The organism is Clostridium sp. UBA7339, assembly GCF_002470865.1.
GTDB classification, from domain to species: Bacteria; Bacillota; Clostridia; order Clostridiales; family Clostridiaceae; genus Clostridium_J; species Clostridium_J sulfidigenes.
In genome coordinates this window covers 1104710-1129675 of sequence record NZ_DKPI01000006.1, presented here as the reverse complement: position 1 = coordinate 1129675, position 24966 = coordinate 1104710, and the positions used below count along the sequence as shown (strand labels likewise).

Genomic DNA, 24966 nt, shown 5'->3' with positions numbered 1-24966 from the left:
AGGAAATTATTATAAGTACTTTATGGTCTTGATTATTTTTTTAGGCCTTTGAAGAAAGATTTACTTAGAGGTTTTCCTATAGGATTAGGAGCTGCGTTGGGTTGGCTTTTGATAGAAACTAGATCTTTTGCAGGAAAAATGGAATAGAATATTATAAGAGGTTGAGTTTTCACTCAACCTCTTATTTGTTATATATTTTTGAGTAAAGAAAATTAATTAAATTTATATTATGTTGCTTATTGATTTTAATATTATTTAGGTTATAATTAATATTATTAAACATAATATGAAAGGAAGGTTAAAATGGATATTGATAAAATACCACAATGGATACTTGCTTTAGAGCAAGAAGATGCAGGTTTTTTGAAAAATTTTGTGCTGAAATCTGGATCTTTAAAAGATATTGCAAAAATGTATGAAGTATCTTATCCTACTGTGAGATTGAGATTGGATAAACTGATTCAAAAAATTGAACTAAATGATAAGAAAGAAGAAGAGCCATTCCAAATATTTATTAAAGGATTGGCAGTGGATTCTAAGCTTGATTTGGAAACTGCAAAGTTAATTATTGACAAGTATAAGAAATGTTTGAAAGGAGAATAACCATGTCAGATATAAGTACTATTATTATTGCATTTGTAGTTGCAGGTGCACTCTTAGGAGTTGAATATTTTCTTGGTAAACAAAAGAACTGTTTATTAGGAGGGATTATACCTTTAATATCAGTGATTTTTGCAATATGTGTGTTTAGATTTACAAAACTAATACTTAGCTTTAGAAATTTATTTCCATTTCTCATATTAACTAATATGTTTTTGGCAGAATGGGAATATGGACGTAAGAGATACAAAAAAGAAAAAGAAGCTGAACTGGATAAAATGAAAGCTCAAGATATAAATTAATTATATTAAACCAGGGGTATAACCCTATGGTTATTTACATATTGTAGAAAAAAATATATAATTTAGATAGTTATAAATATAGTAAGGGAGTAAAAGTAATGTTAGATCAACGTGGTTTGAAGTCCGTAAGAAATTTTTCAGTATGTATGTTGTTAATAAGCATTGTAATTAATATAGTACTTGTACTTCGGCATTTTGGGTATGATGTTAATATGATTCAAGATTTAGGATATGAAATTAGTATAATCGAAGAAATAAATATAAAAAATTATGTTGAATTTTTCACTTTGCCTTTTGTGGCTACTGCTATTGCAAGTGCAATAAATAGAGCTAAGGATTTATCTCAAGAGGCTAAGGATGAGATGAGATCTAAAATGAAATTAATGAAATCAGGTACTATTTTCTTCATTTTATATATTCTTTTTTCTGCACTTATAATAAAGAAGTCATATTTTATTGTTGCCGCTTTTATAATGCTAGGAATTTATGTGAACCTAATATTTATTACAGAGAAAATTATAGTCTTAGGGTTGAATGACCATCAAATGAAGTGGCGAGCAGCAGTAAACGGTACGGACTATCCCGTGGAAGGTAGTAGTATATTTTGGAGATTTAAACCTTGGTTTATGCCTTTTGAAAGGGTGCCATTTAATAAAAGGAGTCTTGGATTATATAATATTGTTGTTATGGTTATATTTACATATACCCTAATAGAAAGTAAAATATCGGATATATTTGAGGTTATATTTTTTATAATTGTTCTTAGAGAAATCTTTTCTCTTATAGAGTATATCTTAGGATTATATACATCTTTAATAGGTGTATGCACTGGGGTGACAGAATCACAGGAGAGCAGAAATGGAAGCCAGTATTGGACTGTATATGTTACTGACTTTAAAAATAAAAGAGAAATTGCCTATAGAACTTATAATTATCCTTTTATCTCTCGAGGAGAAGAGGCTAAAGTTGTTCATGGCATGTTCTCTAAACGAGTAGTTCTCATTAATGGAAGAACAATTTAAAATTTATGGCTTTTGTAAGTTATAAAAGGTTGAGCATGTACTTAATAATTATAAGGACATGCTCAACCTTTGTTTAAATAAATTTATTACTTTAAATTCCTTGTGTTTTTTAGAATAGTTTTTTAAAGCAACTTTTACATATTAGAGTTTTCCCTTTATTGCAGGACATGATATTATCTTTGGAAACTTCCTTTAGACAAAGTTCACAGATTTGTTTAGAGCCTTTACTGGAAGATAGATTGTTATCTCCAGGGGAAAACTCTTTGCATAAACCTGAGGCACTATAGCTATCTAAGGTTTTATTTTTTTTGTTACTAGGAGGTTCATAATTTATTATGGGCTGTTTTTCTTCTAGCTTAACTATTTTATAATCCATGGCATAGGAACTTTCCCCAAAGAGTTCAAGTTCAAATCTTGGATTTTCTTTATCGTAAAATTCTTCTATAATAAGTCTTCTTACTTGGGCATCATTTATTATAAGGCCACTTTTTTCAACACCATCTAAAATACTTTTTGTTATGTTATTTGTGTCTGGATGACGTTTTTCACTTTTATAATAAACCTTAAGGACAGCTATAAGTGCCTCTGTTAAGGTTACACTTGGATTTTGAACCCTACATTCGTAGGCTATTTCTTCCTCGTATAGTGCATATCTATCATGATATTTTCCAGAGTTATATGGTAAAATAGCTCTGTTACTGCTATTGAAAAGTTTAAAGTTAGATTTAGAAATTGGTGATCCCTTTACCACAACTTTAGCATAGTTAATATCTTTCATTTTAATTCCTCTTTCTATGATTGTGTGATTAATTGTTTAAATAAATAACTTTAGTAAGTATATTATAACACAGGAACTTATGTTTGAACGAAATAATAATACTTTAGGTAAAGGTCAGATTATTTTATATAATTTTAAATAGTATTCCTGCAATACCTGAGAGTATCATCGCTTCCATTGGATTTACTTTAGTTTTTCTAAGTAGAAAGAGGCAGACTACAAAAATAATTATAGATTTTATTTGAAGACTCATTTCTACCAAATTCCATGTTGAAGTTCCTAGGAAGGAAAGCATTAGTATAGTACCAGCAGAAGAAGCAATAAGTCCTATGGAAGCTGAACGAAGTCCTTTTAAAATATTTGAAATATTTTTTGATTTAGTATGATTTTGAAAAAAATTATACAAAAAAAGTGAGATGAAAAAGCCTGAAATAATACATCCAAAGGTAGCTACAAGGGCACCAAAAATCCCATTAATTTGAATTCCTACAAAGGTGGAAGTATTAATGGCTAAGGGACCAGGAGTCATTTGAGATATAGTAATAATATCCGTGAACTCTTGCATAGTAAGCCAGGCATGTTTCTCTACTACTTGCGCTTGGATTAAGGGAATAGTTGCATATCCACCGCCTATACTAAAGAAGCCTATTTGTAAAAAGCTAAGAAAAAGTTTAAAAATATAGTTATACATAAACCTTCCTCCTAAAATTTGTTTTTAAAAATGAGACAAAGGATAATGCAACTTACTAGAATAATCATAACGTTTATATTAAAAATAAAACTAGCTATGAAAACTACAGGAATCATTAAAGAGAGTAAAGCATTTTTTTCTTTTGTAACAGTCTGAATCATGGTTACTACTAAATCTACAATCAAAGCGGCAACTCCCGCTTCCATTCCCTTTAATATAGATGAAATAGTGGCATTATCACGGAAAAAGCTATAGCAGGTAGAAATTAAAGATAGTATTATAAGTGGAGGAAGTACAGCAGAAATACAGCTGATAACAGCACCTAAAAAGCCAGCTATGCGATATCCAGATAATACTGATAGATTTACAGCTATGGCTCCAGGAGAAGACTGAGCTATTGCTGCCATATCTAGTAACTCTTCCTCACCAAAGTATTGTTTTTTCTCGACAAAGTATTTACGAATCATAGGAATTACTACATAACCTCCTCCAAAGGTAAAGGCACTAATGAAGAAGTTAACTCCAAAAAGCCAAAGGCAAGTTTTATATTTTGAATTCTTATTTAAATAATTCATGGAACCCTCCTTTCTCTAAGTTATACAATTATATTACTTGTACATAGATAAATAAAATGATAATATTTTATGAAATACATTACTAAAAAGTAATGTAAAGGAGTGAGATTTATAATGAACTTGAGGCAGATGTATATTTTTAAAGAGGTATGTGAAGAGTTGAGCTTTACGAAGACAGCAAAAAAATTATATATGACTCAACCAGCGATTTCACATGTTATAAGTGATTTAGAAGCGGAGATAGGTGGAAAACTTTTTGAACGAATTGGGAGAAAAATTCATCTTACAGGAACTGGTGAAATACTACTACATAAAGTGGTGCGAATAATTGAACTTCATGAGGAGTTAGAGAATGGTTTTAAATATCAAGAGGAATTAGTAACTATTCGAATTGGATCTAGTATTACTATAGCTAATTTCTGGCTTCAGGAATGGATTAAAGAGTGGAGGCGAAAGTATGGAAGAACACCATTAAAGATTCAAGTGGATAGTGCTACTAATATTGAAGAAAAATTATTAAGTAATGAAATAGATATTGCACTAATGGAGGGAGCTATTCATAATAAACAATTGATTAGTCATGAGGTTTCTTCTTATGAAATGTCAGTGATATGTTCCTCTAATCATGATTTTGCTAAAAGTGGAAGGTTAGAAATCGCGGCGGAAGAGTTTGCTGCACAACCACTACTACTTAGGGAAAAGGGATCTGCAATAAGAGATACCCTTGATAGTGCTTTATTACTTAAGCATATTTATGTGGATCCTATGATGACAAGTGTAAATTCACAAGCACTTATTCAAGCTGTAAAGTATGATTTTGGAATAAGTGTTATTCCAGATTTGCTGGTTATGCAGCAAGTTAAAGAAGGAGATATAGCAAAATTATCAATTAAGGATATTAGGCTTTTCAATTATAACTCAATTTGTTATCATCGAGACAAGTATCTATCCAAACCAATGCAGTGGTTCATTGATTGTTGTATAAGAATTAAGTAAAACATGTGTAATTACTCTTTAAAAAATGATAAAATGTATGAAGTAATCACATTTGTTGATATAATTGTATAAATGTGTGGATATATTATTTTAGCATGTGGATAAGTTTAAGTTAGTACCTTAAGGGTAAACTTTTAATATAAACTTTCATAGTGTGTAAATTATTTAAAAGTAGGTGAAAAATATGAAAGAAGCAAATGAAGTAAAAGAAAATTTTAAAATACTTGCTATAGAGTCAAGTTGTGATGAAACAGCAGCTTCAGTAGTAGTGAATGGAAGAGAAGTTTTATCTAATGTTATAGCTTCTCAAATTGATATACACAAAAAATTTGGTGGAGTTGTGCCAGAGGTAGCTTCAAGAATGCATATAGAGGCTATTAGTGCTGTGGTGGAAGAAGCACTTAGAGAAGCAAATCTGACTTTTCAAGATATAGATGCCGTGGGCGTTACCTATGGGCCAGGGCTTGTGGGAGCTTTACTTGTGGGGCTTCAATATGCTAAGGCTTTGGCTTATGGATTAAATATTCCCCTTATAGGAGTAAATCATATTGAAGGTCATATAAGTGCTAATTTTATTGAGCATAAGGATCTAAAACCACCTTTTATTACTTTAGTAGTATCAGGAGGACATACCTTTATTGTTCATATGAAGGATTATGGCAGCTTTGAAGTTCTAGGAGAAACTAGAGATGATGCAGCAGGGGAAGCCTATGATAAAGTGGCTAGAGCTATTGGACTTGGATATCCTGGTGGACCTAAAATTGATAAGATTGCTAAAGAGGGAAATGAGGACGCTATTAAGTTTCCAAGGGCAAATTTCCATGATAAGACACTAGATTTCTCCTTTAGTGGAGTTAAATCAGCAGTACTTAACTACTTAAACTCTCTTCAAATGAAGGGTGAGAGCTATAATCAAGCTGATGTAGCTGCTTCCTTCCAAAAGGCTGTGGTAGATGTATTAGTAGATAATGCTATGAAGGCTTGCAAAGAGAAACAAGTAGATAAAATAGCTATATCTGGAGGAGTTGCATCTAATTCTTATCTTAGAGCAAAGCTTATGGAAAGAGGAGAAAAGGAAGGGATAAAAGTTTTATTCCCAGCTCCAATTTTATGTACAGATAATGCAGCTATGATTGGAAGTGCTGCTTATTATGAGTATAAAGCTGGTAGAATTGCAGATTTAACACTAAATGCAGTACCAAATTTGAAGTTAGGACAAAGATAGGCATAAAGATTTAAATTTAGGATTTCAAATGTTGAACCGTATCGTAAGTAAGTGAGGTTTTTACTAAATAGAAACTAATGAATAATTAGTATTTAGAGTTTAAAATTTAGTAAATATATAAATCAATAGTTAGGAGAAAAGAGATGAAAAACTTGACACAAAAACTAGTTATTGCATTAAGCTCCAAGCAAAGACTGTAATAACACAGAACATATTTTGTTAGGAGCTGTTTTAAAAGAGAGATTTAATCAAAATAGTTTTGTGCAGTTTTTGCTTTAATATTTTTAAAAATATAAATATTAAATAGGAGCAAAGATTATGAAGTATAAAAATGCACAAAAGATATTACCTAAGGAAATTATTAAGATAATTCAACAGTATGTTGATGGAAGTTATTTATATATACCTAGAAAAAATGAAAATAGAAAAAGTTGGGGAGAGAATAGTGGGTTTAAAAATGAACTAATAGAAAGAAATACACAAATTTACAATTCATTTAATAATGGAAGTTCAGTTAAGGAATTAGCAAATAAATATTATCTTACTCAAAATAGTATTAGGAAAATTATTAGGGAATATAAAATGTATTATAAATAAAGCATGAGAGCATGTATGCTTATGGTTAGTATGTGGGAATAAATAATACATAAATATTTATAGACTAACTACATGTTTTAAATACATGATACTATTTAAGTGACTAGATTATTATTAGGAGTGATTAACATGAGTAAGATAAATATATTAGAAGTGTCTTTCAAATTTGGTGACAAAAACGATACTATTTACCCTGTAATGTTAGAAGATGAAAATGAGATGGTATTAATAGATTGTGGATATCCTGATTTTCTCAGATTGATAGAGGATGTTGCAATAAATAATGGAGTTAATATAAAAAATTTATCTAAAATAATTATAACTCATCATGATTTTGACCATATGGGAGCGTTAGCAGAATTTAAGAGACAATATCCTAGTATACAGATATTGGCATCTGAAGAAGATGCACCATATATTAATGCTAGTAAAAAATCGTTAAGACTACAACAAGCTGAAAGTATATATGATTCTTTAACAGAAAAGGAAAAAGAGCAAGCTAATTATTTTCATAAAATCCTTGAAACAGTAGAAAGTTGTAATGTAGATGTAACATTAAAAGATAAAGATTATTTAGAGTTTTGTGGAGGAATTGAAATAATAGCTACACCTGGACATATGCCAGGTCACATATCTATTTATCACAAAGAAAGTAAATCATTAATAACTGGAGATGCTTTGGTTGTAGAAAATGGAAATTTAGATATTGCACTACCTCAGTATACTTTAGACATAGAAGAGGCTAAAAGGTCTATTAAAAAGTTTTTAGATTATGATATTGATAGAATAATATGTTATCATGGTGGAATATATGAAAATGAGATAACAAAAACACTTAAAAACATTTAATATTAAAAAATAAAGATTAGAAGGTTTATTTTGTTTTAGGGATATTGGATAAAATTTATATATAAACTATGAATCTTAAAAAAGTGCTAATCTTGCGAGGATAGAGCACTTTTTTTGCTTTTAACTTCTATATAAAGACCAAGGAATCTAATCTTAATTCTTATATGATGTATAAAAAGATTATGTTTTAGAATAATCTAATTACATAAATAACTGATATACACTTTATCAAAGTATCGAACATATCCAATACCACACGCTAAGTAAAGAATTGTAATCTATGATTTGGTGTGAATCACTTACTCCTATGAACGTATGTGAATAGTGAGCTTCCGCTATGTAGAATATATACAAGAATAGAATGTAAAAACTACATTTGCTTGTGATACGGAAGCCGTACCATAAATGACGTAGACTCTTTCGAGTACCTGAAATACCTTAGTGAAAACACTTAAAATTAGATAGCAAAATACAGGAAGAGTTATACTTTTAGTAATGCTAGAATCAAAATATAAAATAAACTTTTACGAGGAGTGGAATTATAATTATGAGTAAAATTGGTATTACTAATTGCTATAACGAAAGTAAGGAATGTACTAGCTGCGGGTGTTTTAAAGCCTTTAATGAAAGAGTAGCAGCTTTTGAGAATTATGTAAATGCTTTTAGGAGATGGTAGTTATACAAGGAAACATAGTAATATCTGAAGATGAGAAATGGAATGCAGTAATAAGTTGTAATAAGTATTATGATGGGTTATTTTACTATGCTGTGAAAACAACAGGTATTTGTTGCAGACCTTCATGTAAAGCTAAGACACCATTGAAAGAGAATATACTGTTTTTTAATAGTGTAGATGATGCTATCAAAGCAGGTTTCAGACAATGTAAATTATGCAGACCTGATATAAAGGAACATAATTTTGAACCGAATAGAGAATTAATTGAAAAAGTAAAGGAAAAGTTAATCCAGAATTATAATAAACCAATTAAATTCAGGTTTATTTCAAAGGAATTTGGTGTTAGTATTAGTCATTTAACAAGATTATTTAAAGAATATACAGGACTAACACCTAACGAATATGTATCACAAATAAGAATAAATAAAGCGATGCAGCTTCTAAGTAAAAGTAATGATACTATTTTAGAGATTGCATACGATGTAGGATTTAAAAGTCTTTCTAATTTTTATAAATGTTTTAAACAAAATGCAGGTATTGCTCCTAAGGAGTATAGAAAAAGAAATAGTATAAATGAGATAAAAGTATAACAGATGATAAAAATTTTATTAGGAGGTGTTTGTATGATTAAAAAATATTATGGTTATTATAATTCGCCTATTGGAATATTAGAAATAATTTGCTCTGAAGATTCAATACTATCAGTTATGTTTGTGGAGCAAGAAAAGTCCTTGATGAATAAAGGAAATGAAATATTAGAAAATACTATTGCTCAATTAAATGAATACTTTAATGGAAGTAGAAAAGTATTCGATTTAAAGGTTTCATTAAATGGGACTGATTTTCAAAAGAATGTATGGAATGAACTATTGAAGATTTCTTATGGAGAAACCTTGTCCTATAAGAACTTAGCGATTAGGGTAGGAAATGAAAAAAGTGTTAGGGCAGTGGGAAGTGCAAATAGTAGAAATAAAATATGGATAATAGTACCTTGTCATAGGGTTATTGGAACTAATGGAAGTTTAACTGGATATGCTGGTGGCATAGATAGAAAGCAATGGCTTTTAAACCATGAGAAGAATATACTATCGATTTAGAAATATTAGAAAGAAAAGTAAGGTGAGCAATAAATGTATAAAATTCTAATAGTAGAAGATGATTTGATAATTGCTAAAACAGTGAAGAACCACATAAGGTCTTGGGGATTTGAGGCAGAATGTGTGACTGATTTTAAGGATGTACTTGCTGCATTTGTTTCCTATAGTCCGCAGCTTGTTCTTTTAGATATTACCTTGCCATTTTTTAATGGCTACCATTGGTGTAGTGAGATTAGAAAGATTTCTAAGGTTCCTATTATTTTTATTTCATCAGCCTCAGATAGTATGAACATAGTTATGGCCATGAATATGGGGGGAGACGATTTTATTGCAAAACCTTTTGACCTTAACGTGCTGACTGCAAAGGTACAGGCTTTATTACGTCGAACCTATGATTTTACAGGACAGACTAACTTGCTTGAGCATAAAGGTTCAATACTTAATATAAGTGATGCTACCTTAAATTATCACGACAGAAAAATTGAGCTTTCAAAGAATGAAAACAAGATACTGCAGATTCTTCTCGAAAATAAAGGCAAGGCTGTGTCCAGGGATACCATTATGACAAGGCTTTGGGAAACTGACAGCTATATCGATGACAATACCTTAACCGTTAATATAACAAGACTTCGCAAAAAGCTGCAGGAGGTAGGACTGTCTGATTTTATTACGACCAAAAAAGGTATAGGGTATATGGTGGAATGATATGAAGAAAACAGAGGTTTTTAAGTTTGTGATTTCCTATTTTAAAATGCGTGTTAAAGGAATTATTCTATTAGGTTTGTTTTGTATCACCTTTGCACTTGTATTTTCTTTATATAATCTTCCTGTAGAGCCAGTAGTTTATGCTAGTGTACTATGTGCATGCATAGGTATTATATTCCTTATAATAGATTTTATAAGGTTATATAATAGACATAAATTGCTTCAAGATTTAAAAAGCAACATTACCTTAAGCTTTGACAAACTCCCTGAGCCTAAAGATATAATTGAAAAGGACTATAAGGGTCTGCTTACTACCCTCTATAGCAATAATATTCAGATTGCTCATAGTGCAGATATGAGTCGAAGTAATTTAATAGACTACTATACTTTATGGGCACATCAAATTAAGATACCTATTTCAGCGATGGGTCTAATTCTTCAGTGGTCGGAAAGTGAGCTAAACTCAGAGCTTTCTATGGAGCTTTTTAAGATTGAGCAGTATGTAGAGTTTGTGCTGCAGTATCTAAGACTTGAGAGCATGTCTTCTGACCTTGTGTTAAAAAAATACAGTCTCGATGATATAGTAAAGCAGGCAGTACGAAAATATGCAAGGATGTTTGTAAGAAAGAAAATTAAGTTAGATTTTAAAGAATTAAGCTGTGAGGTTTTAACGGATGAAAAGTGGCTGGTATTTGTCATTGAGCAGATTCTATCAAACGCATTGAAGTATACTAAAGTGGGAACTATTTCAATATACATGGATAATTACAGTGAAAAGACTCTTGTAATAGAAGATACGGGTATTGGCATAAGGGAAGAAGACATAAATCGTATATGTGAAAGAGGTTTTACAGGCTATAATGGTCGATGGGATAAAAAGTCTACAGGACTTGGATTATATTTATGTAAGCAGATTTTAAGTAAGCTATCTCACAGCATAGCTATAGACTCCAGGGTTGATGAAGGGACAAAAGTAATGATCAATCTGGCAACAATTGAAGTGCAAATAGAATAAGATTTTGATGCAGCCTTACAACTGTGTAAGGTTAAAGGAAGAAATGTAAGCCAAAGTTAAGGCATACATTTCTTCCTTTTGTTATACTGAACATGATAAGAAGTTAGGATATAACAGTACTAAATAAACTTTGATGGGTGCCCTAAATTAACAAGTTCCTAAAAGGGAACGAGTAAGGCAGGCTATTCAGTGTTTCGAGTGAAAGGAGAAAATTATGTCAATATTAGAAGTAAAAAAACTTAAAAAAATATATACCAGCCGTTTTGGTACAAACCATGTTCAGGCTTTATCTGATGTATCCTTTTCAGTTGAGAAGGGTGAGTACTTAGCTATCATGGGGGAGTCTGGGTCAGGTAAGACTACCCTTTTAAATATTATTGCAGCACTAGATAAGCCCTCAAGCGGCGAGGTGGTGCTGAGCGGTATAAGCAGTATGAATCTTAAGGAAAAGGAAATTTCTAAGTTTCGTCGTGATAATTTAGGCTTTGTATTTCAAGACTTTAATCTTCTTGATACCTTTTCTTTGCAGGATAATATATTTTTGCCCCTTGTTTTATCTGGTAAGTCCTTTAATGAAATGAATAATCGTTTAAAACCTATTGCAAAGAAACTTGGAATAGATGATATTTTGCAAAAATATCCTTACGAGGTTTCAGGAGGTCAAAAGCAGAGAGCTGCCGTTGCTAGGGCATTAATTACTAATCCTCAGCTTATTCTTGCAGACGAGCCTACTGGAGCATTGGATTCTCATTCAAGTGATGAGCTTCTTCACCTGTTTAATGATATTAATAAAGAAGGAGAAACCATAATAATGGTTACTCACAGTACTAAAGCAGCCAGCCATGCAAGTCGCGTGCTTTTTATAAAGGATGGAGAGGTGTTTCATCAGCTATATAGAGCTTCCATGTCACAAGAAGAAATGTATCAAAAAATTTCCGATACACTTACTATAATTGCTACAGGCGGTGTAAAAAATGAGTAAGATGTTCTATCAAAAGCTGGCTGTAAATAACATTAAAAAGAATGGAAAGACATATTTTCCATATATACTAACTTGTATAAGCACTATTGCTATGTTTTATATTATGCATTTTATATCAGTAAATGATGGACTAAACAGTATGTCTGGGGGAAGGGAACTTAAAATAATACTCAATTTAGGTACTTATGTTATTGGTTTTTTCTCAGTGGTTTTTCTTTTTTATACTAACAGCTTTCTTATAAAGAGGCGTAAAAAAGAGCTGGGTTTATATAATATTTTGGGTATGGAGAAAAAGCATATTGCTAAATTGTTGCTTTGGGAAACCCTTTTCGTGGCAATTATAAGCATGATATTGGGACTGATATCTGGAATTGCAGTAAGCAAGCTTATGTTTTTAATACTTCTTAAGATTTTAAACTTTAAGGTTACAATGGGATTTGTTATATCAACTAACTCCATAGTTAAAACAGTTATTCTCTTTGGCTTTATTTTTGTTTTAACTCTTATAAATAATATGAGGCAAATTCATCTTGCAAAACCTGTTGAGCTTCTTAAGGGTGGTCAAGTTGGTGAAAAGGAGCCAAAAACAAAGTGGATTCTTACTTTAATTGGAATTCTCAGCCTTGGAGCAGGCTACTATATTGCCTTAACTACAGAATCACCTCTAGCTGCACTTAATATGTTCTTTCTGGCAGCAATTCTTGTTATGATAGGAACTTGGGCTTTATTTACTGCAGGAAGTATTGCCCTTTTAAAAATCCTTAGAAAAAATAAGAAGTTTTATTATAAGACCAATCATTTTATAAATGTGTCTGGAATGATTTATCGTATGAAACAGAATGCAGTAGGGCTCGCTAACATTTGTATTCTTTCAACTACTGTTTTAGTGATGTTATCTACAACAGTGTCGCTGTATATTGGTATGGAGGATGTGCTTAGAACAAGATATCCAAGAGATATTTCAATAAGCGCAAAAAATATATCAAAAGAAAAGGCAGAAATGATTAATAATATTATAAAAGAGCAATCAGACAAAGATAATATTACTTTGAAAAATATAGTTAAATACCGATCTTCATCTCTAGCTATGATACAAGATAAGAATTATTTCACAGATAATGGCAGTGATTTGGACGCAAACAATTTAGGCTTCATAGAGTTTGTACCACTAAGTGAATATAATGACTTGGAAAATAAATCTATTACTTTAAAGGAAAATGAAGTGCTGCTCTTTACTTATAGAGGAGAAATAGCCGAAGACAGCATTAATATTTTAGGCAATGAGTTTAAAATAAAAGAACGTATAAATAGCATGACAGTGGATGGAATAGCCTCCGCAGTAGTTACTAATGGTCACTTTATTATCGTACCTGATGAAAAGACAATTGAAAAAATATATGCTTCTAGCACTCAGGATGATGGCAAAATGGAGGATTTATCTTATTACTTTTCCTTTGATACTGATGATAATGCGGAAAATGAAATTGCTTTAACTAATGAAATTAATAGCAAAATAAAGCAATTATCTATTGATGCACGTTGTGAAGGCTTGGAAGAATCCAGAGAATCCTTCTTTTCTCTATACGGAGGACTTTTCTTCTTGGGGATATTCCTTGGAGCACTATTTATTATGGCTACGGTGCTTATTATATACTACAAGCAGATTTCAGAAGGCTATGATGATAAGGAGCGCTTTGAAATTATGAAGAAGGTTGGCATGAGCAAAGAAGAGATTAAAAAATCAATTGGTAACCAAGTGCTTATGGTGTTCTTCCTGCCAGTTGTAACAGCAATTATTCATATTGCCTTTGCCTTCAAGGTTATCGTGAAGCTTCTTGCAGTATTAAATCTTACTAATGTTACATTGTTTGCAATCTGCACAGCAGGAACAATTTTTGTCTTTGCTATTTTCTATGCTATTGTTTATTTTCTCACTTCACGAGTTTATTATAAAATTGTCAGCTGATTTGATTTTTAGTTAACTTGCTTATTAGATATATTATAATAGGAAGTTAAGTGGGGAAATATTAGATGCAGCTAAAAAAGTCAAGAATTAATAACTATGAAGGATTTGGCATACAGAACCAAAGTTATAAGTATTAAAGTAGATACTCAAAAAATAAACTTCAATTAAATAATTTTAAGTTAAAAATCGCGTAATTCAAGAAAGTGAATTATGCGATTTTTCGTAATACTACTAACGGATGTACTAAAAGTATTATCATCTGCAACTGATACGGAGAACTGTATCACAAATAAGTGAGTAAAGAGTTGATATGTAAAGTTAAAATGTGTTAAGTAATCAAATTCACCATATAAAAATGATATTACAAACAGTAATAAATAGTGAAATTACTATATTCTACTTATATTCTATATACTCTACCTTTGGTGGGTTTGAATATAGTAGCTTTTGGATTATCATATTATTAAAGGGAGGTGTTATTATGGATACACAAAAAATTGGACGATTTATAACAGAAGCTAGAAAAAATAAAAAAATGACTCAAGCAGAGTTTGGAGAATATCTGAATGTAACTGATAAAGCAGTTTCAAAGTGGGAATGTGGTAAGTGTATGCCCGATAGTTCATTATTTGAAGAAATAAGTAAAGTGTTGGAGGTTTCAGTTAATGAATTGCTAAAGGGTGAATTTATTGAACAGGAAAATGAAGAGGTGGAAAATAATAAAAATACAATTTTATTACTTAGTGAAATTCAAAAGCTAAAAAGAAATGAATCATTAGTTGGGGGATTATGTGCATTATTGATATCATTTATTACAGTAATTTATTCTGGAATATATAAACCAGGTATAAAAGCTTATGAACAATTTTTTGCTGGATTTATTAAAGCTATCAGTGCAGGTTGTCTTGTTATAGGAATACTTCTTATATTTAATGTATGGGTAAAGTACTCAATAAGAAATTCAAATAAAGATAAGAGATAATCGTATTTAAAATAATATATAAGAAGTTAAAGGTTTGAGAAAATAAAGTTTTGACAGGTAGGCTTTAAAATAAGTCTACCTTATCTTCCATGAATAAACCTTTATTTTACAATAACTCATTTATTTGGTACTATATTAGTGTATAAGTTACAAGTCATCTTCAAAAAATAAATAAGTCAGAATGTTCGTCTATTTTGTGTTATACTGCGTCAACAGAACCCTTAGATAGTGCTACTATCTGCGGAACCTGTTTCCTTGTCTAACTCAAAATATACTTCCCATCTTTGACTTATTATTTATTTTCAGATGCCTAAACAAAATATTAATTTTGCACATGTTGTGTTTTGAGGTGGAAAAGCTTATGGAGAATTTAGAGAGTATAATATCAATTAAAGATCTTAAAATGAACTTTGGAGATAAACGTGTCTTAAATGGAATAAATTTAGAGATACAGAGAGGACAAATAATAGGATATATAGGAACTAATGGTGCTGGTAAGAGTACAACTATAAAAATAATGCTTGGTATAATAGAAGGATATACAGGACAGGTAAAAATATTAGGACAAGATATAAGTAATGGAAGTGTAGAGTACAAGAAGAAAATTGGATATGTTCCAGAGCTTGCTGATATATATGAAAATTTAACTGCATTTGAATATATAAGCTTTTTAGGTGGAGTATATGGCATAGATCAAGATACCCTTATTAAAAAAGCAAAAAAGCTTATGAAGTTATTTACAATTGAAGGAGCTATAAACTCAAGAATATCTTCATATTCAAAAGGAATGAAGCAAAAGCTACTAATAATATGTAGTTTAATTCATAATCCAGATATATTATTTTTTGATGAGCCTTTAAGTGGACTAGATGCTAATAGTGTAATGATATTTAAAGAAGTTATGAGTAGTCTTGCAAAGGAAGGAAAAACTATATTTTATTCTTCACACATAATGGATGTTGTGGAGAAGGTAAGTGATAGAATTGTACTTATTGATAATGGAACAATAGCTGCAGATGGAAGTTTTGAGGAGCTTAAAAATAGTGAAAAGGAAAGCTCTTTAGAAGAAGTATTCAATGAATTAACAGGATTTAATGAACATGGACAAATTGCTAAAGAGTTTGTGTCTTTAGTTCAAGAGGTATAGCTATGAATGAATTTACCATATTAAGACTATTAGATAAATTTAAAGCCCTGTATAAAAAAGCTGGTGTTAATTATGATATTATGCGAATGATTTTGCAAATAAAATTAACTATGGATGGACGCAGAGTAAGTACTGTTTTGACAAATAATAATAAGTCTTCCGAAAATAAAGATAAGAATAATTATAAGCAACTACTTCTTTTTAACGGATTTTTAAGCATTTTTATTGGAATGTTAATGTTAGCTGATATGCCAGCTTTAAAAAATATAAATATTATTATAGGTGTAAATCTATTTATGATGGTATCACTTATGATATCAGATTTTTCAGCTGTTTTATTAGATGTAAAGGAAAAAAACATACTATTACCAAAGCCTGTAAATAGTAGAACCTTTAATGCGGCAAAGCTTACTCATATATGTATGTATCTACTTGGTATATCTTTGTCTCTTAATTTAATGCCTTTAATTTTTGGAACAGTAAAATATGGAGTGATATTTTTACCAGTATTTTTTTTGGAAAATATACTAATAGCTTTATTAGTTGTAGTAATAACAGCATTTTTATATACTTTAGTTTTAAAGTTCTTTGATGGAGAAAAGCTAAAGGATATTATAAATTACTTTCAAATATTATTAGCATTTTTATTTACTTTTGGGTATCAGTTATTTAATAGATTTTTTACTACTATAGATATTACGGCTATCTATGTACCTAAGCTTTGGCATAGTTTAGTTCCATCTATGTGGTTTGCAGCTCCTTTTGGAATATTAATAGATGGAAATAGAAATCCTTTTTTAATATTTTTATCTGTAATGGCAATATTAGCTCCAGTAATACTAATTATCCTTTATGTTAAGAAGGTAGTACCATATTTTGAAAAGAACCTTCAAAAACTAAATGATAATGGGGGAGCTATAAGAGGTGGAGATAAAATAAGAAAAGATTTTATAGCGGGAATAATTTGCAAAGATAAAGTTGAAAAAAGCATGTTTACATTTACTAAAAATATGATATCTACAGAAAGAAACTTTAAACTTAAGGTATATCCTTCTCTTTCAATGGCTGTATTTATGCCAGTTTTATTTATTTTTACAGATAGAGATAAATCCTTTATTGAAACTATTCAAACAAGCTATGGTGGAAAAGTACATTTATTAATGTATTTAACTGTATTAATGCTATGCTTCTGCACTGCTTATATAAACAATAGTGATAATTATAAAGGTGCATTTATATATAAGGTATTACCAATAAAAGATCCAGGAGTAATATTAAAAGGAGCAATAAAAGGAACCTTATTTAAATTAGTTATACCAGTTTATTTATTTACGGCTATAGTGTTTTTAATATTAAAGGGACCATCAATAATCTTAGACTTAATTGTAATGTTTTTAGTCCTTTTAATATCATCATTAGTTTATTTTAAACTATCAAATAAGATGATGCCTTTTAGTGTGAAATTTGCTTCAACTGATAGTGGTAAGCTTATAGGCCCAGGGGCGATTACATTTGTGCTTATTGGGATATTTGCTGCAATACACATAATAATTAGAAATAATATTACCTTTATAGGAGCATTTATAGCAACTCTTTTTGTAATTAATATAATTATTTGGAAAATCAGCTTTAAAATAAGTTGGAAAGATATAGGGATATAATATTGACTCTCACATGGTGTTAGGCATTATTCTAAAGATGTCATTCGAATGGCAGTAATTTATAGGAGTTGATTTTATGTTCAAGATTGGAGATTTTTCTAAGTTGACCAGGGTATCTGTCCGTATGCTCAGATATTATGATGAAGTTGGACTTTTTAAGCCTTCTAAAATTGATGACTTCACAGGTTATAGATATTATTCGGCAAAACAGATTTCAGATATTAACCTAATAGTATCATTGAGAGATATGGGTTTTAATGTGGCTGATATAGCAGTATGTATGAAGGAAAAGTCTGAGGAAAAGCTAGAAGATATTTTAAAAGTGAAAGGTGAAGAAATTAAGGATAATATAAGAGCTGAGGAAATAAGACTTGAAAAAATCAACTTCGCCATTAAGGATATGAAAAAGGAGAGGGTTAATATGAGTTACAATGTTACATTAAAATCAATACCTAGTTACAAGGTTATTTCTTTGAGGGATACTATACCAGCTTATAATGCAGAAGGCATGCTTTGGGAAAGGTTAGATAAATACATTGTATCAAAAAACATTCATTGCAACGACATTGCTTATGCTACTTATCACGATGAGGACTATAAAGAAGGTGAAGTTGATGTAGAGGTAGTAATGGGCGTTGACAAGCTTATTGAGAATGAAAATGAGTTTATATTCAAGGAAACTGAAGTAGTGGAGAAAGCTGTTAGTATATTAGTTCCAGGAGATTATTCTAATTTAGCACCAGCATACAACTTTTTAGGAAATTGGATTGAGGAAAATGGATATAGTATAGTTGGAAATCCACGCCAAGTTGCTATAAAAGGACCTTGGAATGAAGGGAATAAAGAGGATTATTTGAGTGAAATACAGATACCAGTAAAAAAATAAAGAAGCTTAAAAAAATGGCTGTACATGATGATTTAGTTATCATTATGTGCAGCCACTTTATTTAAATTAGAAAAAATTTAGAAGCCTTTAATAATTTGTGGATATAAATTGTTTTTGACTAAAAAGTCTACGTTATGCCAATTACAGTGAATCGTATCATAAGTAAGCCTCCAAATCTTTGATTTAGTTAGGCGAACTTACTCAGCGAACGAAGTGAGTCGAGTTTCCTTTAAGACCAAGTACAATTTCTAGCCTTAGGCATTGATATGACTTAACTAGGGCTGTTATTATACGTGAAAATACTGTAACATAAGTAATGAGATATAATAAACTTATCAGTAGATATAATAATATATATTATGGGAGGTATGAATATGGAACTTTGGGATGTATATGATATTAATCGAAATAAAACAAATGAAACTATGGTTCGAGGTGAACCTATTGAAAAAAATAATTATCATTTAGTTGTGCATGTATGTGTTTTTAATTCAGATGGTGAGATGCTAATTCAACAGAGACAACCTTTCAAAGAAGGTTGGTCAAATATGTGGGATATAACAGTAGGTGGAAGTGCTATAAAAGGTGATACAAGCCAATCAGCAGCTGAAAGGGAATTGTTTGAGGAAATTGGGTTAAGAGTAGATTTTAAAAATATTAGACCTCATATTACCATGAACTTTAACAATGGATTTGATGATATTTATTTAATTGAACAAGATGTTGATATCGATGAACTATCATTGCAGTATGAAGAAGTTCAGAAAGTGAAGTGGGCGTCTAAAGAAGAGATATTTTCAATGATAGATAGTGGTGAATTTATACCATATTATCAGAGTTTGATACAACTATTTTTTGATGCTCGAAAAAAATATGGTACTGTCAATGAAAATAAGTATACTCTGTAACTTAGCACATTCCAATATTTTTTCTTAGGGCTATTAGATGAATTAAATAATAAATACTATACAATTAGACATATATTTAAAATAATGTTATAATCCGAAAGAATATTTAGGATTTAAATAATATATAAAATCATGTGGGAGGAAGTGTAGTATGAAAAAATTATTTAAATTATTGAGCCTATCAACATGTCTTTTAATGATGTTGGTGGTTTTTGCAGGTTGTAGTAAAGATTCTTCTAAAGAAATAAGCTTTTTCAATTATGGTGAAAATATAGATGAAGAAACTGTAAAAGAATTTGAGAATGAATATGGCATAAAGGTTAATGTAGAAACCTTTGATGATATGGAAACTATGTATCAAAAAATTAGTCAGGGCGGTGTGAACTATGATGTTATATTAGTATCTGATGTTTTAATGCCTAGAATGATAAAAAGTAAGTTTGTTCAAGAATTAAATAAAGATAATATACCTAATATATCTCAAATGGATGAAGCCTATTTAAATCTAGAAATAGATCCAGGTAATAAATATTCAGTTCCTTATATGTTTGGAACAGTAGGACTTATTTATAATAAAGATGTAGTAAAAGAAGAAGTGGATAGCTTCGATATATTATGGGATGAAAAGTATAAAGATAAGATTTTTATGTTTGATACCTATAGAGACACCATAGGAGTGGCTTTAAAGAAACTTGGATATTCTTTAAATTCAACTGATCCAAAAGAAATTGAAGAAGCTAAAGAGCTACTATTAAATCAAAGGAAATTAGTTAATCCAATATATGGGATTGATAATGGAACTGTAATGATTCCAGCAGGAGAGTCTGATATAAACATGATTTGGTCTGGAGAGGGATTAAATCTTCAAGCTGAATACACTAATTTAGTTTATGTAGTACCTAAGGAAGGGGCAAACTTCTGGATTGATAGTTTATGCATACCTTATAATGCTAAAAATGTTGATGGCGCTGAAAAGTTCATAAACTTTGTAAGTGATAAGGAAAGTGCATTAAGAATAGCTGATGAAATAGGGTATACAACTCCTAATAAAGAAGCAAGACTTGAACAACCAGAGGAAGTTAGAAATAATCCTAATGCATATATGACTAAAGAAATAATGGATAGATGTGAAATCTATGTTGATTTTCCTAGTGATGTGAAAAAGGTATATGATGATGCATGGATACGCATAAAATCAAGTAATTAGAAATCATCTATAGTATTATATAATAATAAAAAAGAGAATAGATAAATTTGTGTTTATACAAACCTATTTATTCTATAATAAAAATGCTTAGTGAGTCAACACTAAGCATTTTTACATTTTAGTTTTTAAAAATATCGGGATAGAAGTCTTTAGCTAATTTTTCTAAGCAATCGAAGGTTCTGTAGCCATATCCCATAAGTTCAGTGTATTCAACAGAAACGATATTTTTATTCTTTATAGCTTCAACACTTTGAAGTGTAGGTTCGGCTAATAGCCTATCTACGGCATCAACATCTACTGAAGCATTTTTATTTGCTGTTACATAAACAATATGGTCAGGGTTAGAAGAAATTATATTTTCTAATGATATAGAACCCCCTTTTTCAATAACGTTATCCGAATTTAACACATTTAACATTTCCTTTTGTAATGAAGCATTAGCACCATAAGCAGTAAAGGATTCTCCATTATAATTAACTATTAGCATAACCTTTTTTCTTTCACTAGTGGTTGGAACTTTTGATTTAATGTTATCAAATGAATTCTGAAGTGAATCAGCTAATTTATTACCTTTATCTTGAACATCGAACATAGTACCTACGTTCCTAACATCTTGAATAATTGTGTCTAAAGAAATATGGGCATTCATTTTACTTGCCAATTGAACGTAAGTATTAATACCAACTTCATTTAAACTTGGTATTGAACCATATCTATCATCTTTAAATGAAGCAGATCTTCCGATTACTAAATCTGCACCTGAGCCAACAACAACTTCTTTAGCAACATCACCTTTGTTAGCAATTGCAGGTATAGATTCGTAGTCTGCTTTTAAATTTTCTAACATAGGAGTATCTAAGTCACCTGTTCCAATTATAGAATCCTTTAACCCTAAAGTTAAAAGTAGTTCAGTTGAAGTTTGATTATTAGTTATAACTTTCTTTGGAGCTTCATTAAAAGTCTGTTTGTACACATTTCCTTCAGAATCAAAAGCATCAAAGGTTATTGGATAAGTTGTTTTATTAGTTGATGCAGCTGTAGAAGTGCTAGTTTGCTCTTGCTTTGATGGTGAGTCTACATTTTCAGTTTTATTACTGCAGCCTACAAAGACTACAGCAGATAGAGCTAATGATGTAAGTAAAAGTAAAGTTTTTTTATTCATGATAATTCTCCTCTCGATTTTCATATTAAAAGTTTTAATTTTTATATAATAGAATAATTAGTTATAGTTTTTGTTTAATGTAATGATGGTGGTAAGTATTCAATAGAAAGCTTTTTAGTAGCTGGATTTATGTGAACAATAGATTCAACATCATATACTTCTTTAATTGTTTTTTCTGTTATAACTTCATTTGGAATCCCGTTATACACAATAACTCCATCTTTCAAAACATAAAGTTCATCACAAAATTGAGAAGCTAATGTTAAATCATGCAAAGCAGCTAAAACACATATATTTAAATTTTTAACTATTGACATAACTTCTAGTTGATACTTTATATCTAGATGATTAGTGGGCTCATCTAAAATTAATATTTTAGGATTTTGAGTTATTGCTCTAGCCAATATAACCCTTTGCTTTTCACCTCCAGATAATAGGCTGAAGTTTTTTTGAGCAAAATCTATCATTCCAACTTGAGATAAAGCTTTAAGTGCCATATCATAATCATTTTTATTATCTTGCTCTAATAAACCTTTATAAGGAGCCCTACCCATTAGAACTATATCTATAACTTTAAAATCAAAGTTAATGTTATTAAATTGACTAACCACTCCAAGAGTTTTAGCAAGAGATTTTTTGTTGTAATTTTTTATATCCTTATCAGATATAAAAACATCTCCAAAGGTTGGCTTTATTACACCATAAACAGCTTTCAATAATGTTGATTTCCCACTCCCATTTGGACCTATTAAGCCTATGAACTTATTACTTGTAACTGCTAAATCAATTCCTTTTACAATTTCTTTTTTCGATAAATTGACCTTTAATTCTTTAATTTTCAAATCCATTATAATCACCTACTTATCTCCATATCCGAAGCCTTTTCTCAATAAAATGTAAACAAAGAATGGTGCTCCAACTAAACCAGTAATAATACCAATGGATAATTCGGCATTAGGGATGATTATTCTAGCAAAAACATCAGCCCAAATTAAGAATATAGAACCTAAAAGTATTGAAGTTGGGATTAGTCTTTTATGATCAGACCCAACTATAGATCTTGAAATATGGGGGATTATTAATCCTACAAAGCCTATAATCCCGCAATTAGCTACTAAAATACCTGTTAGTAATGATGTGATTATCATATAAATTTTTCTGTATAAATTTAAATTAAGCCCTAAAGTCATTGAGGCTTCATCACCCATTAACATTAAGTTTAAAGTTCTTCCTTGAGTTAAGAAAAATAAACAACATATAGTTACAGCTAAAATTACAAAACCTATATTTTGCCACTTAGCAGTTGCCAAAGAACCCATTGTCCAGAATTTTACCGTTTGCATACCTTCAGCATTACTAGCAATAGAAATTATAAAATTAGATAAAGATGTACATAATGCACTGACTACAGTTCCCGAAAGGACTAATTTGGAGGATGACATTTTATTTCCCATTGAGGATAATACCAATACCAGGATAGAGGCACTTAAAGCACCTAAAAATGCCCAAAATGATACACTGCTTATGGAAAAGAGACTAAATGAGCCCAATCCTAACATTATAGAGAAGGTTGCACCTAGTGATGCACCAGAAGAAATTCCTAAAATATATGGCTCAGCTAGAGGGTTTTGAACAGTTGCCTGCATTATTGTTCCGCATACAGCAAGTCCAGCTCCAACAACAATTGCAAGTAAAACTCTAGGCATTCTAATTAACCAAATAACATTATAAGTAGATATATTACTTACTTTGGCAGCATCACCTAAGGATAATCCAAATAGTTCATTTAAGATTATGCTATAGGATACAGAAGGTTTTATTCTAAGTGAACCAAAGGATACTGATAAAATTACAGAAATAAATAATAATATAATTAAGCCTAAGATAAATAAATTGAAGGATTTTTTTATCTTTTGGTTTTTCTCATAAGAAGCATTTAAAATATCTTTCACATTTAACATCCTTTCTTGAACTCCTACTAAAAATGAGGTAAACTTATTCTAGAGAATTAAGTGATAATAATTATCAATTTCATTAACTATTATAATATAGAAAAAATCGTAATAGAATATACTAAAATAAAAACATGGACAATTATTTAAAGTTATATGTATTGAAAGGAGCCTATTTACTTGAAAAATGTTAATAAAGGTGATTTATTAAAAGAATTTAGAAAAAATACTTTTGAAGTTTTTAGAATAGAAAGGTTTATCAAGAATTCTATGTCATCGAAAAATGGTTATACAACTAATCTCTCAGCATTCATTTTTACTATAAGAGGAAGAGCCCAAATAGAGTTTGATAATGAGGTCTATATTGCTGAAAGAGGAAAGGTGATTCATGGATGTAAAAATAAAAACATATCCTTTAAGGTTTTAGTAGATGAAGAATTTGAATATATGAATATCTATTATATGGCAGATAAATGTATTAAGCCTGATTCTTATATGAATTCAACCTTCGAATTTGACGTAATAAATTATGACGAGATATTGAAATCCTTGTATGAGCTTAAAGAAATATCTTCAAAACAACAATTAACATCGAAAGTAAATCTTCAAATACAAACCTCATTATTTTTAAGAGAACTCTTTACTGATCATAACTACAAAAAGGGATTAAGTGAAAAAGATTTTACCATAGATGTAAGTGAATTTATTTCACAAAACTATATGGAAGAGATTACATTAGGCACGCTTTCAGAAAAATATGGAGAGAAAGCTAATAGAATATCATACTTATTCAATAAGTATTTAAATATTCGTCCCATAGATTATTTAATCCAATGCAGAATGACTGCTGCATTCAAGTTATTAAATGAAGGTTTTGCAGTAAAGGAAGTTTCAAAAAAGATTGGCTATAATGATGAATTCTATTTTAGTAGGTTATTTAAAAAAAATTTTGGAGTTACTCCAAGCAAGTTAAAGAAAGGGTAGA

27 protein-coding genes are annotated in these 24966 nt (G+C 30.1%); 21 read left to right on the top strand and 6 right to left on the bottom strand.

Annotated features, from left to right (window positions below; all coding sequences use genetic code 11):
• Window positions 1-303 precede the first annotated feature (303 nt).
• From B2S02_RS08680 to B2S02_RS08670, 3 genes are all read left to right on the top strand, one after another.
• Window positions 304-603 carry a DUF2089 family protein gene (locus tag B2S02_RS08680; RefSeq protein ID WP_346847137.1) on the top strand — a complete coding sequence of 100 codons (300 nt, stop codon included), beginning with the start codon at window positions 304-306 and terminating at the stop codon, window positions 601-603.
• A gap of 2 nt (window positions 604-605) precedes the next feature.
• Window positions 606-902 (top strand): hypothetical protein, encoded by a 297-nt coding sequence (locus B2S02_RS08675; protein ID WP_346920565.1) that lies wholly within the window; start codon window positions 606-608, stop codon window positions 900-902.
• A 98-nt stretch (window positions 903-1000) separates the two neighbouring features.
• Window positions 1001-1924, top strand: a complete 924-nt coding sequence (locus tag B2S02_RS08670) for a hypothetical protein (RefSeq protein WP_346847139.1) — start codon at window positions 1001-1003, stop codon at window positions 1922-1924.
• Between the two features lie 109 nt (window positions 1925-2033).
• Here the strand turns inward: B2S02_RS08670 and B2S02_RS08665 are convergent, their stop codons facing one another.
• From B2S02_RS08665 to B2S02_RS08655, 3 genes are all read right to left on the bottom strand, one after another.
• Entirely contained in the window at window positions 2034-2702 is a 669-nt protein-coding gene (locus tag B2S02_RS08665; protein WP_035130962.1) for a RusA family crossover junction endodeoxyribonuclease, read from the bottom strand.
• A gap of 124 nt (window positions 2703-2826) precedes the next feature.
• A complete protein-coding gene (locus B2S02_RS08660) occupies window positions 2827-3393 on the bottom strand; it encodes a chromate transporter (protein WP_346879399.1) in 567 nt (188 codons plus the stop codon).
• 11 nt (window positions 3394-3404) lie between these two features.
• Window positions 3405-3968, bottom strand: a complete 564-nt coding sequence (locus B2S02_RS08655) for a chromate transporter (RefSeq protein ID WP_346847141.1) — start codon at window positions 3966-3968, stop codon at window positions 3405-3407.
• Between the two features lie 129 nt (window positions 3969-4097).
• On the opposite strand from B2S02_RS08655, the gene B2S02_RS08650 reads away from it, so the two are divergent.
• The 17 genes from B2S02_RS08650 (at window position 4098) to B2S02_RS08570 (ending at window position 20867) form a co-directional block, all read left to right on the top strand.
• Window positions 4098-4964 carry a LysR family transcriptional regulator gene (locus B2S02_RS08650; protein WP_346920564.1) on the top strand — a complete coding sequence of 289 codons (867 nt, stop codon included), beginning with the start codon at window positions 4098-4100 and terminating at the stop codon, window positions 4962-4964.
• A 184-nt stretch (window positions 4965-5148) separates the two neighbouring features.
• Window positions 5149-6189 (top strand): tRNA (adenosine(37)-N6)-threonylcarbamoyltransferase complex transferase subunit TsaD, encoded by a 1041-nt coding sequence (gene tsaD / locus B2S02_RS08645; RefSeq protein ID WP_346870760.1) that lies wholly within the window; start codon window positions 5149-5151, stop codon window positions 6187-6189.
• 318 nt (window positions 6190-6507) lie between these two features.
• On the top strand, window positions 6508-6786 hold the full coding sequence (locus B2S02_RS08640; protein ID WP_346847144.1) for a CD3324 family protein: 279 nt from the start codon (window positions 6508-6510) through the stop codon (window positions 6784-6786).
• Between the two features lie 129 nt (window positions 6787-6915).
• Window positions 6916-7635, top strand: coding sequence for an MBL fold metallo-hydrolase (locus tag B2S02_RS08635; protein ID WP_346877673.1), 720 nt, complete (start codon window positions 6916-6918; stop codon window positions 7633-7635).
• A 547-nt stretch (window positions 7636-8182) separates the two neighbouring features.
• Window positions 8183-8311, top strand: a complete 129-nt coding sequence (locus B2S02_RS08630) for a CGGC domain-containing protein (RefSeq protein ID WP_346847146.1) — start codon at window positions 8183-8185, stop codon at window positions 8309-8311.
• Window positions 8305-8901 carry a bifunctional transcriptional activator/DNA repair enzyme AdaA gene (locus B2S02_RS08625; RefSeq protein WP_346920563.1) on the top strand — a complete coding sequence of 199 codons (597 nt, stop codon included), beginning with the start codon at window positions 8305-8307 and terminating at the stop codon, window positions 8899-8901. The genes B2S02_RS08630 and B2S02_RS08625 overlap by 7 nt, the downstream gene beginning before the upstream one ends.
• A gap of 33 nt (window positions 8902-8934) precedes the next feature.
• A complete protein-coding gene (locus B2S02_RS08620) occupies window positions 8935-9408 on the top strand; it encodes a methylated-DNA--[protein]-cysteine S-methyltransferase (RefSeq protein WP_346920562.1) in 474 nt (157 codons plus the stop codon).
• Between the two features lie 33 nt (window positions 9409-9441).
• Window positions 9442-10113, top strand: a complete 672-nt coding sequence (locus tag B2S02_RS08615) for a response regulator transcription factor (RefSeq protein ID WP_346920561.1) — start codon at window positions 9442-9444, stop codon at window positions 10111-10113.
• 1 nt (window position 10114) lies between these two features.
• On the top strand, window positions 10115-11128 hold the full coding sequence (locus B2S02_RS08610; protein ID WP_346920560.1) for a sensor histidine kinase: 1014 nt from the start codon (window positions 10115-10117) through the stop codon (window positions 11126-11128).
• Between the two features lie 214 nt (window positions 11129-11342).
• A complete protein-coding gene (locus B2S02_RS08605; protein ID WP_346920559.1) occupies window positions 11343-12110 on the top strand; it encodes an ABC transporter ATP-binding protein in 768 nt (255 codons plus the stop codon).
• Window positions 12103-14076 (top strand): ABC transporter permease, encoded by a 1974-nt coding sequence (locus B2S02_RS08600; protein ID WP_346920558.1) that lies wholly within the window; start codon window positions 12103-12105, stop codon window positions 14074-14076. Before B2S02_RS08605 ends, B2S02_RS08600 begins: the two co-directional genes overlap by 8 nt.
• A gap of 481 nt (window positions 14077-14557) precedes the next feature.
• A complete protein-coding gene (locus B2S02_RS08595; RefSeq protein WP_312654316.1) occupies window positions 14558-15058 on the top strand; it encodes a helix-turn-helix transcriptional regulator in 501 nt (166 codons plus the stop codon).
• Window positions 15059-15419: 361 nt separating this feature from the next.
• The gene (locus B2S02_RS08590; RefSeq protein WP_346877680.1) at window positions 15420-16205 is read left to right on the top strand and encodes an ABC transporter ATP-binding protein; all 786 of its coding nucleotides are present in this window, start codon (window positions 15420-15422) and stop codon (window positions 16203-16205) included.
• Between the two features lie 2 nt (window positions 16206-16207).
• The gene (locus tag B2S02_RS08585; RefSeq protein ID WP_346877681.1) at window positions 16208-17866 is read left to right on the top strand and encodes a hypothetical protein; all 1659 of its coding nucleotides are present in this window, start codon (window positions 16208-16210) and stop codon (window positions 17864-17866) included.
• Window positions 17867-17942: 76 nt separating this feature from the next.
• Window positions 17943-18752, top strand: coding sequence for a MerR family transcriptional regulator (locus B2S02_RS08580; RefSeq protein ID WP_346878413.1), 810 nt, complete (start codon window positions 17943-17945; stop codon window positions 18750-18752).
• Between the two features lie 374 nt (window positions 18753-19126).
• Window positions 19127-19660: an NUDIX hydrolase gene (locus B2S02_RS08575; protein WP_346878414.1), complete on the top strand. Its 534-nt coding sequence runs from the start codon at window positions 19127-19129 to the stop codon at window positions 19658-19660.
• Window positions 19661-19811: 151 nt separating this feature from the next.
• Window positions 19812-20867, top strand: a complete 1056-nt coding sequence (locus tag B2S02_RS08570; RefSeq protein WP_346878415.1) for a spermidine/putrescine ABC transporter substrate-binding protein — start codon at window positions 19812-19814, stop codon at window positions 20865-20867.
• A 118-nt stretch (window positions 20868-20985) separates the two neighbouring features.
• Here B2S02_RS08570 and B2S02_RS08565 read toward each other — a convergent pair whose 3' ends face one another.
• The 3 genes from B2S02_RS08565 to B2S02_RS08555 form a co-directional block, all read right to left on the bottom strand.
• Window positions 20986-22029 (bottom strand): ABC transporter substrate-binding protein, encoded by a 1044-nt coding sequence (locus B2S02_RS08565; protein ID WP_346877685.1) that lies wholly within the window; start codon window positions 22027-22029, stop codon window positions 20986-20988.
• Between the two features lie 74 nt (window positions 22030-22103).
• Window positions 22104-22877, bottom strand: a complete 774-nt coding sequence (locus B2S02_RS08560) for an ABC transporter ATP-binding protein (protein WP_346847429.1) — start codon at window positions 22875-22877, stop codon at window positions 22104-22106.
• A gap of 9 nt (window positions 22878-22886) precedes the next feature.
• Window positions 22887-23981, bottom strand: coding sequence for a FecCD family ABC transporter permease (locus tag B2S02_RS08555; protein ID WP_414632294.1), 1095 nt, complete (start codon window positions 23979-23981; stop codon window positions 22887-22889).
• A gap of 180 nt (window positions 23982-24161) precedes the next feature.
• On the opposite strand from B2S02_RS08555, the gene B2S02_RS08550 reads away from it, so the two are divergent.
• Window positions 24162-24965, top strand: coding sequence for an AraC family transcriptional regulator (locus B2S02_RS08550; protein WP_346920557.1), 804 nt, complete (start codon window positions 24162-24164; stop codon window positions 24963-24965).
• Window position 24966 lies beyond the last annotated feature (1 nt).

Coding starts and splice junctions, on each gene's coding strand:
- B2S02_RS08680 (WP_346847137.1), top strand. CDS start 304: ATGGATATTGATAAAATACCACAATGGATACTTGCTTTAGAGCAAGAA.
- B2S02_RS08675 (WP_346920565.1), top strand. CDS start 606: ATGTCAGATATAAGTACTATTATTATTGCATTTGTAGTTGCAGGTGCA.
- B2S02_RS08670 (WP_346847139.1), top strand. CDS start 1,001: ATGTTAGATCAACGTGGTTTGAAGTCCGTAAGAAATTTTTCAGTATGT.
- B2S02_RS08665 (WP_035130962.1), bottom strand. CDS start 2,702: ATGAAAGATATTAACTATGCTAAAGTTGTGGTAAAGGGATCACCAATT.
- B2S02_RS08660 (WP_346879399.1), bottom strand. CDS start 3,393: ATGTATAACTATATTTTTAAACTTTTTCTTAGCTTTTTACAAATAGGC.
- B2S02_RS08655 (WP_346847141.1), bottom strand. CDS start 3,968: ATGAATTATTTAAATAAGAATTCAAAATATAAAACTTGCCTTTGGCTT.
- B2S02_RS08650 (WP_346920564.1), top strand. CDS start 4,098: ATGTATATTTTTAAAGAGGTATGTGAAGAGTTGAGCTTTACGAAGACA.
- tsaD (WP_346870760.1), top strand. CDS start 5,149: ATGAAAGAAGCAAATGAAGTAAAAGAAAATTTTAAAATACTTGCTATA.
- B2S02_RS08640 (WP_346847144.1), top strand. CDS start 6,508: ATGAAGTATAAAAATGCACAAAAGATATTACCTAAGGAAATTATTAAG.
- B2S02_RS08635 (WP_346877673.1), top strand. CDS start 6,916: ATGAGTAAGATAAATATATTAGAAGTGTCTTTCAAATTTGGTGACAAA.
- B2S02_RS08630 (WP_346847146.1), top strand. CDS start 8,183: ATGAGTAAAATTGGTATTACTAATTGCTATAACGAAAGTAAGGAATGT.
- B2S02_RS08625 (WP_346920563.1), top strand. CDS start 8,305: ATGGTAGTTATACAAGGAAACATAGTAATATCTGAAGATGAGAAATGG.
- B2S02_RS08620 (WP_346920562.1), top strand. CDS start 8,935: ATGATTAAAAAATATTATGGTTATTATAATTCGCCTATTGGAATATTA.
- B2S02_RS08615 (WP_346920561.1), top strand. CDS start 9,442: ATGTATAAAATTCTAATAGTAGAAGATGATTTGATAATTGCTAAAACA.
- B2S02_RS08610 (WP_346920560.1), top strand. CDS start 10,115: ATGAAGAAAACAGAGGTTTTTAAGTTTGTGATTTCCTATTTTAAAATG.
- B2S02_RS08605 (WP_346920559.1), top strand. CDS start 11,343: ATGTCAATATTAGAAGTAAAAAAACTTAAAAAAATATATACCAGCCGT.
- B2S02_RS08600 (WP_346920558.1), top strand. CDS start 12,103: ATGAGTAAGATGTTCTATCAAAAGCTGGCTGTAAATAACATTAAAAAG.
- B2S02_RS08595 (WP_312654316.1), top strand. CDS start 14,558: ATGGATACACAAAAAATTGGACGATTTATAACAGAAGCTAGAAAAAAT.
- B2S02_RS08590 (WP_346877680.1), top strand. CDS start 15,420: ATGGAGAATTTAGAGAGTATAATATCAATTAAAGATCTTAAAATGAAC.
- B2S02_RS08585 (WP_346877681.1), top strand. CDS start 16,208: ATGAATGAATTTACCATATTAAGACTATTAGATAAATTTAAAGCCCTG.
- B2S02_RS08580 (WP_346878413.1), top strand. CDS start 17,943: ATGTTCAAGATTGGAGATTTTTCTAAGTTGACCAGGGTATCTGTCCGT.
- B2S02_RS08575 (WP_346878414.1), top strand. CDS start 19,127: ATGGAACTTTGGGATGTATATGATATTAATCGAAATAAAACAAATGAA.
- B2S02_RS08570 (WP_346878415.1), top strand. CDS start 19,812: ATGAAAAAATTATTTAAATTATTGAGCCTATCAACATGTCTTTTAATG.
- B2S02_RS08565 (WP_346877685.1), bottom strand. CDS start 22,029: ATGAATAAAAAAACTTTACTTTTACTTACATCATTAGCTCTATCTGCT.
- B2S02_RS08560 (WP_346847429.1), bottom strand. CDS start 22,877: ATGGATTTGAAAATTAAAGAATTAAAGGTCAATTTATCGAAAAAAGAA.